Here is a 14,230-nt window from a genome sequence, read left to right as displayed (position 1 = left end):
TGGAGGTGTCGGCGAGCACGAATGAGCTGTGCTCGAGGACGACTTCGTTGCTGCCGCTGATCGTCGCCGTCGAGTTGGCGACCGCGGAGCCGCCGGCGCCGCCGGCGGTCGTGTTGGTGTTGGCGTTGGCACGGTTGCGGACGATTTCCGAATTCACCGTCACGGTTGCGCCGACGAGATCGGCGTTGCCCTGAAGGATGATTTCGGCCCCCTTGTAGCCGACCGCGGCCTGCACTCGTGCGGTCGCACTCACATTGGTGCTGGCCCCGAGGCCGCCGCCATAGGCTTCGGCATGCGCAGCCGAGTTGTTGTCGACCTTGTTGTCGACAACCAGGGCATGGCCGGCCTTAAGGTCGCCATTGATCTGCTGCTTCATGCCGAAGCTCAATGTTGACGTCGCGGTTCCATCACTCGCCGCACCGAGACCGCCGCTCGACGACTGCGCCTCCGACGAGACGTAGGACTTGGTGATGCCCCTGACCGTGAGGTCGTGAAGCGCCTCGATGCTGGCGTCGGAACCGATGACGATGTCGCTCTTGTTGACGCCGGTGGCCGTGGCCTGCGCTCCTTCGAGCGAGATGCCGCCGCCGCCGCCGCCGTCCGCGGTGGCGACCGATCCCATCCGGCTGTCGGTCTGAAGCAGGACATTAGCGCCCTTCAGCATGGCGCCGGCATTCACCGTCAGGTTCGTCGAAACCGTCTGAGAGGATGAAGTATTCGAGTCCTTGTTGTTCCAGGCGCCGCCGGACGAACCGCCGGCCGAACCGGTGACGACGCCATCGGCCGAGGTCGGCACGTTGAAGCCGGCTGCACCGCCGACCCCGTCGAACAGGCCGGAAATCGAATTGCTGGTGATGTTGTAGACCAGAGTCTGGCCCGAGGCAGGTCCGGAGTCCTGCAGATCGACGCCTTCCTTGACCAACCTATGCGTGCCGGTGCTGCTATTGCCGTTGAGATTCAGCGCGACCGGCGTGCCGTTGAAGCTGGTCGACAGCTTGTATCCGGCGGCATCTTTCTGAACCACGTAATAGGCTTGACCCGGATTCAGGTTGCTGAGGGTCTGCTCGCCCACGCCGATGAGCGAATTGTCAGTGAAAGTGTTCGAGAAGACCAGGTTCTTGACGACCGGGGCGTGATAAACGTCCGGATCCGGGGCGGTGTCGATGAATCCGACCGTATCGCCAGGATTGTCGGCCAGCCGAATGAAGTTTGCATCGAAATTATATGCAACGCCGACGGCACCGGTATAGCTGCCGCCGTTGATGACATAATAGGTATGGCCGCTGACCAGCCCGGCTATTCCTGAACCGGTATAGATCACCGCCTGGCCGTTCGAGAATCCGTGGCTGGGCAGATAGATGCGACCGACATTGGAGTTGTCCTGGCTCACGGAGAACTCGTTGGCCTCGGTCGCCGGATTGTCCAGCGTGACATTGGCGTCCACGAATGCCGGAATGAACGTGCGCGGCTGCGCCGGGCGATACGTCACCACGTCGCCGTTGTTGAAAGGCGTGCTCGCGTCGAGAATCTTGTCGTTCGCATCGTCGATCATGCCGCGCGTAAATGTGTCCGACACCTCCACGAAACCGAGCGTCTGCAGCTTGATCGTGTTTTCGTCGATGACCTTGACCTGGTACGTGGTGCCGTTCGACAGGCCGTCGATCACGTCGCCTGCGTTCGAGTTGTAGATCAGCTGGTCGCCATCCACGAAAGTGTGGTTGGGGATTGTGATCGTGTCGTATGCCGCGTTGACGGCGCTCGAACCGAACCTGGCGCCGAGTTGCACGGTATTTCCGTCGCGCACGACGACGGTGTATTCCTTGTTCTGGACAAGACCGCCTGTGGTAGCGCCCGTCCAGGTGATCGTCGCGCTGTCGTTCAGCTTGTGTGGTTTGCCGAAGTCGATGAAATTGCCGGCGTCGCTGGACCCCGTGACCGTGCCGTCCGACACGTCGCCGCCGTTGGCGCCGTGCTGGGCGATCATCTCGATGTTGCCCTGCGCCTCGACGCGTTCGGAATCGCCGATCACGAAGTTCACCGTGCCGGTCGCCGAAGCGCTTGTCGTCACCGCGCTGTCGCTGATGAACCCGCCACCGCTGACGCGGCCCGCCGAGTCGGCGTCCGTAACAAGGTTGGCCGTGCCTTTGATGTTGCCGCCAACGCGCATGATGCTGCCGACGCCGGCAAAAGTCAGGTTCATCGTATGCACGGTCGTCGAATCCGCGCTGCCGGATGCGAAATTGGCGAGACCACCACCGTCCGACGACATGGTCGAAGTGGTCGTGGCAAGCGCCACGGCGTCGACATTGATGTTGTTGGCGGCACTGTTTGTATCGTCATCCACATCGCCGCGGAACTTCACCGTGGTCGAACCGCCGGCCGTCACGTTCACATCGACCGAGTCTACCCGGACAAAGCCGCCGCTGGCCGTGGAACCACCGCCGAAGGCCTCGTTGCCATGACGGCCGGCGATGTTGATATCGCCGGATGCGGAGGTCAGCGACAGGCCTTCGTCGATGTCCAGGTTCAGGGTCGAGCTGGCATCGGCATTGACCTGTGTATTACTCACGGCGGCCAGGCCACCTATGACGTTGTTGGCAGATGCGACTGCGCCGCGTGGCGTGGCTCCCGAGACGCGCAGGAAATTGACGCCATCATGGTTGAGAAGACCGACGATATTGACGCTGTTTTCAGCATGAATCGAGCCACCCTGGCCACTGGTGAAATCCAGCGAGGCGTCGAAATCCGAGAAGGTGTTGGAATTGGAGATCGCAACCGCGCCGACGGTCAATGAGGTCGCCGCGCTGATGGAATTGCCGACCAGCTTGGCCTGCATGTCGAAACCAGCCGCCGACGTCACATCGACATTGCCGCCGATCCGGCCGATGACCTGAGACTGGTTGGTCGCGCGGGTGATGACGTCGCCAATCGACGCGCCGACACTGAGCGTTGTCGCCTTCGCAGTGGAACTGACATTCGACGTCAGGTCGGCATCGAGGTCGATGCCGCCCGAGGTGGTGGTGATCTTTGTCGTGCCCTGCGAAGCATCGCTTGCCTCGGCGCCGATGCGGATTTCCGCGCCGCCGGTATCCTTCGAAGTCACGTCCAGAGCTGTGACCGAGGCCAGTCCGGCAACGCCGGTGCCCAGCGCCGCCGCGTCGGCGGTGTGATGGCCTTCCGCCAGGAGCCTGACGCTCGTCGCGGAAAGTTCGCCGTCCTCGCCGATATAAGCGCGCGTATCACTGTCGATCCAGGTCGTGACGGTTGTCGACGCAAAGGCGATACCGCCGGCGATGCCGACGCCCTTGGATTGTGGCGCCGAGGTGGACGTGCCCGTCGCGGTCATGGTCAGCGCGCCGCTCAGCGTCACGTCCGCGCCGTCGGCCACGAACACTTCGGTGTCATGCGCGGCCTTGGCGGTAATCGTGGTCGATGAGATCGCTGCAAGGCCAGCGGCCTTGAAGCTGGTCACATCGGCGTTGACAGTCGTATTGGAGGTCGCGGTCAGCGTTACATCGCCCGCGGTCACCTTGGCGCTGTCGCCGATATAGGACCGGGTACGCGAGGATTGCCCGGTTCCGTCGCCGATCGTAGCGATCGCCGTGATATCGCTGGCCGAAACGCCCAGCGATCCCGAGGCGGCGTTGACGAGAGCGTTGGCCATCGATGCGCCGGTCGCCGTTGTGGCGATACCGGTCAGGGCAGCACCGCCGAGATCGATGATCGAATCGTGGCCGACGAAGGTTTCGGTAATCCGGCTGGCGGTCGCACGGGCTTCGAGGTCGTTGACATCGGCGAGCCCGCCGAAGCTGGTGGCGGTGACAGTCGAATTGGCCGCGGCGGTTGCTTCCGTCGCGGTGAGATTGACGGTTCCCGCCGTCAGGTCGGTGTACTTGCCGATATAGGCGCGGGTCTTGCCCTGCATGTCGGAGACAGCGGTGGTGATCGACACGCCGACCAGACCGGCGATGCTGAAGCCTTCGGTGACGGCCCTCGCCTCGGTACGTCCATTGGCGACCGCGTCAATGCGGCCGCGCGACAGGCCGTCCTGGCTCAATATGTCGATGTCGACAAGCGTCGTCTGCGACGCATCATTGTTGCGGCCGACATAGGCCTCGACGTCGTTGGAGGTTATCGCGGTGGGCGAGAGGCCGGAAACGGATGCAAGACCGGACACCGTGACGTTGAAGAGCTTGGCATCGGCCAGCGCATCCCCATCGGCCGTCAGGTTCAGGTCCGTCACGCGCAGGTCCGCGCCGTCGCCGGCATAGGCCCGCGTCTTGCCGCCGGCGATGGCTGTCGGCTTGTAAAGTCCGACGGTGACGCCGAGCGCGCCGCCGCCGCCTTCGGTGCGGGCGATCGCGTCGATGTCGCCGCGCGCCGAAATGTCGACGGCGTCAGCGCCGCCGGTCACCTTGACCACGGCATTCGGGTCGCCGCCGGCGCTCACGCCGTCTGCTGCGCCAATATAGGCTTCGATGATGCCGCTGGTTTGCGCAACGGCCTCGAGATCCTGCACGGTGCCGACGAGCGAGACGCCGACGCTATTGGCTTTCGCCTCGGCCTTGTTGACAACCCTGTCCACGCCGCCAAGCTTGCCCGCGCTGACGTCGAGCGTGCCTGCCAGCAGGTTCACCCCGTCTCGCACGAAGGATGACGTCTTGCCGCTGACGGTGGCTGTCGGCTTGTAAAGGCCGACAGACAGGATCCCGCCCACGTCGACGCCCAGGAGATTTGCGACCGCATGCATGTTGCTGTCTGAAACGACCGTGATCGCACCGCCGCCCACATTGACGTCGGTCGTCACGTTCGCTGCAACCTGGCTGCTGCCGGCGCCGATAAAGGCTTCGACGACACCGTTTACGGTGGCGTTGGAGGTAACATCGCTGCCCGCAACCAATCCGCCTACCGCGATGCTCGCGCCCTGCACATCCGCCTTCATTTCAGGCGCGTCGGCAAGGATGGCTACGCCGCTTGCGTCGACATCGACGCCCTGGCCGATATAGGCCCGCACCTTGCCGGAAACGGTGGCGTTCTGTTCAAGCAGCGAGACCGTGGCGAGCCCGGAAATCCCGACATTCACGATGTCGGGCGTCGCCAGCATGTTGCCGATCGCGGTGATGTTGACCTGGCCGTCAATATCGACAACACCGATGTCGGAGGACGGTTCGACGCCGGAAGCCGAACCGACATGCGCATCAACCTCGCCGGTTATCTTGGCAGTAGCCTTGATGTCCGAAGCGCTGACCGCACCCGAGACGGCCACGGCCGTCGTATCGGAGTTGGCGTCATAATCGCCGTCCGCCTTGACGTCGAGCGAGGCGGCCCAGAGCGTGCCGCCCTGGCCGACAAAGGCGCGGGTCTTGCCGGCCACGTCGGACAATGTGTCGAAGACGCTGATGGTGGCGACGCCGCCCACATTGAGCGCGAAGCCGCCATTGTCGATGCCGCCGGTCGCGTTCATGTCCGACCAGGCGTTGACGGTTACCACACCGGTAATGTCAGTCACGCCGGCGCCACCGGTGACCGGACCGTTGAACGGCGCACCGAGATAGGCCTCGACTGTTCCATCGACCAGCGCATTGGCCGTGAGGGTAGAGACGGACGCCAGGCCGCCGAGGCTCAGCATAAAGGTGGTTGCGGTTGCGTTGTACTGGACGCGATCCGCCGAATCGCCGGCCTCGATCTCAAGCGACGCGGCCTTCAGGGCAACGCCATCGCGCACATAGGCACGGGTCTTGCCGCTCAGTTCAGCCTTCGGTTCGGCAATGTTGACGGTCAGGCCGAAGCTTGCGCCGACGAGGAACGTATCGGCGACCGCATCCATGGTCGCATCGGCATCAACGACGACGGCGCCGTCACCGGCGTCGCTGCCGGAGATGGTCAGTTGAGGCGCCAGGGTCGCGGAGGCGCCACGATCATTGTGCGCGCCGATGAAGGCTTCGACTTCACCGGTCACCTTCGCGAGCGAAGACAGACCCGTGACCGAGGCGATGCCGCTGATCGTGCCGGATCTCACCGTTGCGGTCGCATCCATCACGTCGCCATGCGCCAGCACGTCGAGCCGGTCGGCGACGACCGTCGTGTTCTCGCCGACATAGGCGCGCACCGCGCCCGACACGTCCGCCGTAGGCAGCAATACGTTGACGGATACCCCGAACGACGCGCCGATGCCTTTGGCCTCGGCCGTCGCCGTCTGGCTGCCGTTTGCATCGATCAACAGGCGGCCGTCCACGCCGACCGCATCGGTGAGCGTGACGACAGTCGGGGCGCCGCTGGTCGGTGTGACGCCTGCCTGCGTCCCGATGAACGCCTCGGTGCGGCTGTCGATCGTGGCGTCGGCGATAGTCACGTTTACCGCGATAGCACCGCCTATGGCGTAGAACTCGTTCAACGAATAGGCGCCGTCATGTGACACGGCCTTGACATCGAGGCCACCGGCCTTGACGGTCGCGCCTTCGCCCACATAGGCGAGAGTGTCGCCGACGACGCTCGCGGAGGACTTGGCGACGCTTGCGCCGCCCAGCAGGCCGAAGCCGGCCGCAAGACTGTCGGCCCGCGCCTCGTAAGTCGAATTCGCCAGCACATTGAGCTTGTGGGCGCCGATGTCCAGCACCGTCGTGGTCAAAGGTGCAGGGTTGAGCACCTCGGACGGGTTAAACGCCACATCGGCTATCAACCCCGCACGGATCAACTGATGGTTGGTGCCGCTGCCAAGGGAGGTCAGGTCGATCGCAATGCGGCCGTTGAGATTGTCCTGTTCCGCCAGCGGCTTGATGTTGTTGCCGCCGTCGCGCAGGATTTCGGCCAGCATGATCCGCCCGTCGGAGCTCTGGAAGACATAATACTGCTTGCCGCTGACGAGGCCGCCGATCGCGGTTCCGCCGCCAGCCGAGTAGGTGACGATCTCGGCGTCGCCCCACGGCGTTGCCGGCTCGTCAAGCTGGATGCTGTTGAGCCGTGTATCGACCACAAGCTGCTTGCTCGCACGCCGGCCGACGAAGGCTTCCGTCACGCGATTGACCTGCGCGTCCATGATCGCGGCCGCGCCGCCGATCCCGCCACCAACGGCGACGGAATCGCCGTCAGGCAGTGCGTGAGACAGACTGTCCGCCGTCACATTGGTGTCGCCGGAGGCACTGACGGTGGAATTGCCGTCGATATAGGCGCGCGTTGCGCCGCTGACGATCGCGGTCGCATCGACCACCGAAATCGCGACGCCGAGCGAGGCAGACAAGCCGAAGACTTCGGGGGTCGCTCTGTGGTTGCTATCCGCGTCGACATTGACTTGTCCGGCGGCGATGAGCGTCGAGCCGCTGGCGAAGGCTTCAACACGCGACGCAATGACTTCTTCAGCGACAACGCCTACCGCTGCCACACCAATGCCGGCGCCGATTGCAGCGGCGTCGCTGCGGGTGATGAGATCGGCGTCAAGCTGTTGGCTATCCGCGTCAATCAACAGATTGCCGAGGCCGGACTGTACCGTGCTGCCTTCGACGGACGCCGTGGTAACCGACGCGATGTTGTTGCTGGCCAAGGCGACGCCAGCCGCGAACGAAGCCATGCCGACACTGAGTGAGAACACGTCGACATCGGCCTTTGCCTTAAGAAGGTCGTGGGCCTCGACTGTCAACAGGCCGTTCAGCGCCCGCACGTCGGACTGGTTGCGAATGAAGGCTTCGGTCGTGCGCGTGACGGTGTTGCTTGCTTCCGCCCCTGCGCCAGCGGCCGCGCCGCCAAAACCGGCCGCCGCGGCAAGCGCATAGGCTTCGGGCGTGGCGATCAACTCGCTTTCCGATTTCGCCTTGATATCGACGTCGCCACCAGTGGCTTGCACCTTGCTCTTCTTGATACCGGCGCGCGTGGTGCCCTCGAGGGAATTGCTCGCACGTGCGGCTGAAATCGCCAGGGCGCCCGCCGCGAAACTCGCGGCCCCTGAAACGGTGGCGGCCGACGCGTCAGCCGTACTTTTGATGGAATCAGTGGCGCTGAGAAGCACATCGTTGCCGGCGGTCGCGCCCTGGCCTTCAGCGGCCTCGCTGTCGCCGATTTCCGCAATGACGTCCTGACCGATGACGTTGGTGATAATGACGCCCGCGCCGGCGCCCGAAAGCGAGAAGCCGACCGCGGCGGAAAGCGACACGGAGACACCCACGCCATCGGCGTCGATCACGCCATCGGCCAAGGAGGTGAGCGTAATATCGGTGCCGGCATCAACGTCGCTGTCGTTGATTTCGGTCCTGACCGTGCCGTCGATCGACGTGTTCGATTGCGCATAGGCGATCGAGAGCGCAATCCCAGCGCCGCCGCTGATTGCCCCGGCGACGCTGACCGAGTCGACATCGCTGGTGAACAGGGTTTCGTCGGTCGCGCTCAGGATCACCGATCCCAATGTCGCGTCGACATCCGAATCAGCGACGATCAACGCCGCGACAAGATTGGTCGAATTGATGGTTGCGATCGCGCCCGCGGCCGCGACCGAACCCGAGACGCCGCCGGATGCGCCGAAGGATACGCCTACGGCAACCGCGTCCACATCGACGGATCCGGTTGAGAGCGCGGTGAGGCTGACGTTGCCCGTTCGCGCGAGAACCTTCGATCCCGAGATCAGCGCCCGTGTGGTCGTGCCAAAATCCACTTGCGCGACGGAGACCGCGATCGACGCATTGACAGAAACAGCGCCCGCGCCGCCAATGCTGACGGAAGCCGCAACCAGGGTAGCATCCACGGTCGATTCATCGGTCGCCGTGGCGCTGACGGAGTTTGCGGCAACATCGGACCCGCCGACAATGCTGGCTTCGACCACGTTGGTCAGAACAGCCGTCGCTAGGACCGCGCTGGCCGCGACATTGATGGACACGCCGCCCGCGCCACCGACCGACACGCCAACAGCTACGCCCTCGGCCTCAATGAGGTTGTCGGCGAAAGCATCGACGGTGACGTTGCCCGACGTCGAAGTAACGGTGGAATCGTCAATGGTGGCCAGCAGGCTGCCGCTCATCGTGTTTTCGGCATAGGTGACCGACACGGTAACGTTGACCGAGGCCGCACCGGCACCGCCCGCAGATACGGTGACAGCCAGCAGTTCGGCCTTGATGCCCGCCCGATCCTCGGCATGGACAGTCACGTTGCCGCCCGCGATTACCGTGCTTCCCACAATGCTGGCTTCGATGCCGTTATTGATGTCGTTGAACGCCACCACGCCGGCACCGCTGACGTTGACGGAAATACCGCCCGCGCCGCCGGCGGCGATGCCGACCGCAATGCCGGTCGCATGGATGGTCATTCCGCTGGCTGACCCGGTATCGTAGTCGGAGGCGGATACGGCAACCGCCCCGGCTGTATCAACGCTTGACGTTTCAATTGACGCGACGATCGAATTCGCGATGACGACGTCGTCAGACGTGCTGCCAGTGAGCCGCAGATCGCGATTGGTGATGTTGCCGTCGCCATCAATGTCGAAGCTCGAACCGATCAGGCTCTTCAGCGCCGTCTTGTAGGCAGCGCTCGGTTGTCCGGCTGCAAAGACGCTCAAATTGCCAAGGGCGTCGATAGCTTGATCGACGGTCAGATCGTCGGAGGGGACGTTATCCCCCAAAGTATCGGGATCTCCGTCAGGGCCGGGCTGATCGCCAATTACGCCGTCGTTACCGATCTGAAGGTCATGCAATGCGGTCAGCACCGCTAGGCCCGCATGAATGTCGTGGAAATCGATGACGCCGTCGGCGTTCCAGTCGAAATCGGTACTCGCCGTCAATGCGTTGTCGGCATAGACGAATGCGCCGGCCACGTTGACCGACACCGCTCCGGCTCCGCCGGCAGTAACCGACGCCGACGCCAGGGTCGCCTCGATCGAGGACGTGTCCAGCGCGTTGACCCGAACGAAGCCGTTGGACGCGTGGTTGGCGTCGACATCGCTGCCGCCCTTAATGCTGGCTTCAGTTGCGCCAGCAATGATGTTGCTCGCTACAACGGCGCTGAGGGCAACATTGACTGAAACGGCCCCGGCACCGCCCGCCGCGACGCCCACCGCCACGCCGAGCGCGTCGATGGTCCTGTCTGCGATGGCGTCGACAGTCACTGCGCCGTTCGTCGTGTTGACGGTCGAGCCGTCGATGGTCGCCAGCAAGCCGCCGCCTATGGTGTTTTCGGCTACCGTGGCGCTGATCGCAACGTTGACTGAGACGGCGCCCGCGCCGCCGGCGCCGATAGAGGCCGCCACGAGCACGGCCTTGATCCTGGCCTCGTCCGTTGCCGCGACCGAAACCGTGCCGTGTGCAGTGACCGCAGTGTCGACGATGCTTGCTTGTATGCCGGTGCTGATGCTGTTGGTGGCAACCGCGCCGGTGCCGGCGCCTTGAACTGACACGCCGCCCGAGCCGCCGGCCGAAATGGCCGCAGCCACAGCTGTCGCCGTAATGCCCATGCCTCGTGCAAGGGCGTCGTCGTAATTGGTCGCCGCAACGGTGACCGCGCCGGCGGAAGTGCTCACGGTGGAATCGTCGATCGTCGCCAGCAAGGCGCTATCGATAGTGTTTTCCGCCAGCGTGACCGCGACGGACACGGACACGGCAAGCCCGCTGCCGCCAGACACGCCGACCGCAGCTGAAACAAGCGTCGCCGAAATACTCGAAATGTCGGTCGCCAGCACATCGACATCGCCCACCGCCGTGATCGACGATCCGATGATGGAGGCTTCGACAGAATTGGTCGTGCTGTTGGCTGCGTAGGCACCCGAGCCGGCGCCAGAAATCGACACTCCGCCGCTGACGGCGACGCTGACGCTGATCGCCGCCGCCGTGGCGGAGATCAGCGTATCGGCCCGCGCTTCGACGGAAACCGCACCCGTCGTATCGACGGCGGAATCATCGATCGTCGCCTTGAGGGTCGAGCCGATCTCGTTGTTGGCGACCGTTGCCGAGATCGAGAAAGCGACGCTGGCGCTGCCGCTGGCCGAAATTGACGCGGCAACCGACACGAGGGTGGCTTTGATCGACGATGTGTCGGTGGCGCTGACGCCGACAAGACCATGAGCGCCAATATTGCTGCCGGAGACAATGCCGGCAGTCAAAGAATTGGTCAGTATGTTTTCCGCAATGACCCCTGCAACAGCAACAGAGCCGGCGAAACTGCTGCCGAGGGCTACCGAGATGGCGACCGCGACAGCGATTGCGTCAATCGAGTTGTCGGCCGTCGCCGAAACCGTCACCCCGCCGGCCAGCGCATCGACATCGGAATCGAAGATCGTGGCGCCATAGACGCCACCAATACTGTTGGTGGCGACGGTTACCGCGACCACGCCGGATATGCCAACGCCGCTGGACGCCGAGACGCCGACGGCAGCCGCCACAATCTTGGCCTCGATCACCGAATCGTCTGACAAGGTGACCGATACGGCGCGTCCGGCTTCAACTGTCGAGCCGACGATTTCAGCCAGAACCTCGTTGGTCGTGGTGTTGGTGGCCGATGCGCCCGCGCCGGAGCCGGAAAGCGCCACGGTGCCGCTGCTGGCCGAGACCGAGACCGAGGCCGCGACAGCAACGGTCTTGATGGTGTTTTCGGTCGTCGCATCGACCGTGACGTCGCTTGCTCCGCCACTGGCTGTGACGGTAGAGTCTTCGATGGCGACGCGGCTGCTGCCCGAGATGGTGTTTTCCGCCAGAGCGACCGAAACCGCCAGGCCGACCCCGGCGATCCCGCCGGAGACGGCAACCGATACCGACGCCGCGATGACGTCCGAGGTGATCGAGGAGGTATCCTCCAACGTCAGCGCCACCGAGCCGTCCGCCGTCACCGAACTCTGCGTGATCAGCGCCTCGGTCGATCCCATGATGGCATTCGTGGCCTTGGAGAAGGCCAACGCCGCCGAAATCGACGCGGAACTTCCCACCGAGACCGCAATCGCCACACCCACCGACACGGCGTCGATGTCCTTGCTGTTTGTCGCGGTGATATCGACCGCGCCGCTCGCGTCGACAACGGAGGTCTCAATGGCCGCCAGAACGTCGTTGGATATGCTATTCGAGGCCAGCGCGACCGCCGCCGACATCGACAGCGTCACCGTGCCCGATCCCACTGCGACGGACGCTGTCACTGCCACCAGCGTGGCGTGAACGGTTCCGGCGCTCGTCGCGCTGATGGTCAGCGGCCCGCCAATGGTCGCCGCCTGGCTCTCACCGGCATCAGCATCGAAGATGCCCGCCGTCGTCGAGCCGCCGATAACGTTCGACACCTGCGCAACGCCAAACGCTCCGGCCAGAGTTGCCGTGCCGGAACCGATCGAGATCGAAACCGAGACCGCGACCTGAAGGGCGGTGATCGACTTGGTGGAATCAGCCTCGATAGCGGCGCTTCCACCCGAGGTGAGGCTCGAATCCACCACATGCGCGGCCACGACGTCGTTCACCGTGTTCGTGGCGATCGAAACGGCCGCGGTCAGCGAAACGGTCGCCGAACTGCCACCGATGGATGCCGAGATCGCGGCCGTCGCCACATTGGCATTCACCGTCGCCGAGTCGGCGGCGAAGATGTCGGCATTGCCGTCCGCCGCGACCGACGAATCGCCGATGACGCCCGCCTCGATCGTATTCGAGATGGCGTTGTCGGCACCGGCACCGGCGCCGGCGCCGGAAAGGGTGACGTTGCCGCCGCCGACACCGACGCCGATCGACGCCGCCACCGCTGTGGCGGTGATCGAACCGGTCGACGAAGCGTCCGCGGTGAAATTGCCGTCAGCGGTGACGTTCGATCCGTTCTCGACCACCGCGCGGGTGATATTGGTGATGGAGTTCGTGGCGTCGATGGCCGATACGGTCAGCGTCGCCGATGCGCCGCTGCCGCCACTGACGCCGACCGATGCGGCGACTGATACGATGGTGGCGCTGATATCGGTCTGGTCGGCGGCGTTGAGGGTAACGTCGCCCGAAGCGTCGACATCCGCGGCGCGGATGATTGCAAGCACGGAATTGTTGGTGACGTTCGAGGCGCCTGCTCCTGCGCCGGTCAACGAGACGCTGGCGCTGCCGGAGCCGACAGAAACGCCCACCGAAGCTGCCGTGACGATGGCGTCAATCGACTTCGACGACGACGCCAGTACATCGACGTCGCCGGTAACCGTCGTATCGACGTTGTCGATAATGGCTTCCGTCGTCGAAGCAATGGAATTTTGGGCAATCGACGCGCTGACCGTGCCGGCCACCGACACGCCGCTGCTGCCGCCCGCCGCGACGCTCAGGCCGACTGAGGTCGCGTCGGCGTTGATGATGCCCGAATCCGTGGCGCTGACCAACAGGCCCGCGCCGGCCGAGACGCTTTGGGGATCGCCGCCGGCGTCATCGGTGATCGTGGCTTTGGTGGTCAAGGTCAGGTCGTTGGTCGTGACTGCAATGTTGGCGCTGACCCCGACGGCAGCGGCGGAGGAAGAATTGGAAACCGTCAGCGACACGCCGAAGGCTGTCGCATCTATGTTGCCGGTGTTGCCGGCCGTGACCGAAATCGCGCCTCCGGCGAACACCGAGCTGTCTTCCACCAAAGCGAGAGCGCTGCTGTTGATTTCGTTGATGGCGATCGCCAGGCCGAGACCTACACCGACCTTGGCTCCAGTGCCGCTGCCGACATTCAAGCTGATGCCGACTGCGCCGGCCGTAGCCGTGATGGTGGCGCTGTCGATCGCGGAAACCGTCACATCGCCGGTAGCGGTTACGGTGCTCGGATCGATGCTCGCCGTGGTCGTAGACGTGATGTAATTTCCGGATCCCGAGCCAGCGCCAGCCAGCGACAGGGGACCGTTGCTGGTGTTCAGCGACCCGGAGATGCCGAGTGTGAAGGCACTGATGGTGCCGGTGGAGCTGGCCGTCACGTCGACATTCGCACCGCTCGCATTGACGTTCTGCAGCGTTGCCGTCGTCGTCTTGGTGATCTCGTTGTCGGCTGCCGCAGCACCTATGGCGACGGCGCCCATATTGCCGCCGTTGGTGGAGACCGACAGAGCCCCCGTGCCGGCATCGGCGTCGATCTGGCTCGAATCCGTAGCCTCGACCGTTATGTTGCCCGTCGCCGTCAGACTCTTGATTCCAGACGGATTCAGCACACCGGCCGTGGTCGTGGAGACGACGAAGTTGCCGGAGCCGGAGCCTGCGCCGCCCAGCGCATTGCCGCCAGTCGAGACGGACGCCGAGCCGGCGATCGTCAGCGCATCGATGACAGCGCTGTTGTCGGCTGTAGCCGACAC

The 14,230-nt window shown here is 64.2% G+C and carries 1 protein-coding gene (cut by a window edge); it reads right to left on the bottom strand.

The window, feature by feature from the left end; translation table 11 throughout:
• Nucleotides 1-14,230: the 5' portion of a hypothetical protein gene (locus tag EJ067_RS27290; protein WP_126088261.1), read on the bottom strand. The gene continues 11,579 nt to the left of window position 1, outside the view; only the first 14,230 of its 25,809 coding nucleotides appear in the window; the start codon lies at nt 14,228-14,230; its stop codon lies beyond the left edge, outside the window.

Origin of the sequence: Mesorhizobium sp. M1D.F.Ca.ET.043.01.1.1 (assembly GCF_003952385.1) — a bacterium.
In the GTDB taxonomy this organism is placed as follows: domain Bacteria; phylum Pseudomonadota; class Alphaproteobacteria; order Rhizobiales; family Rhizobiaceae; genus Mesorhizobium.
This window is presented reverse-complemented; position numbering and strand designations above follow the sequence as displayed.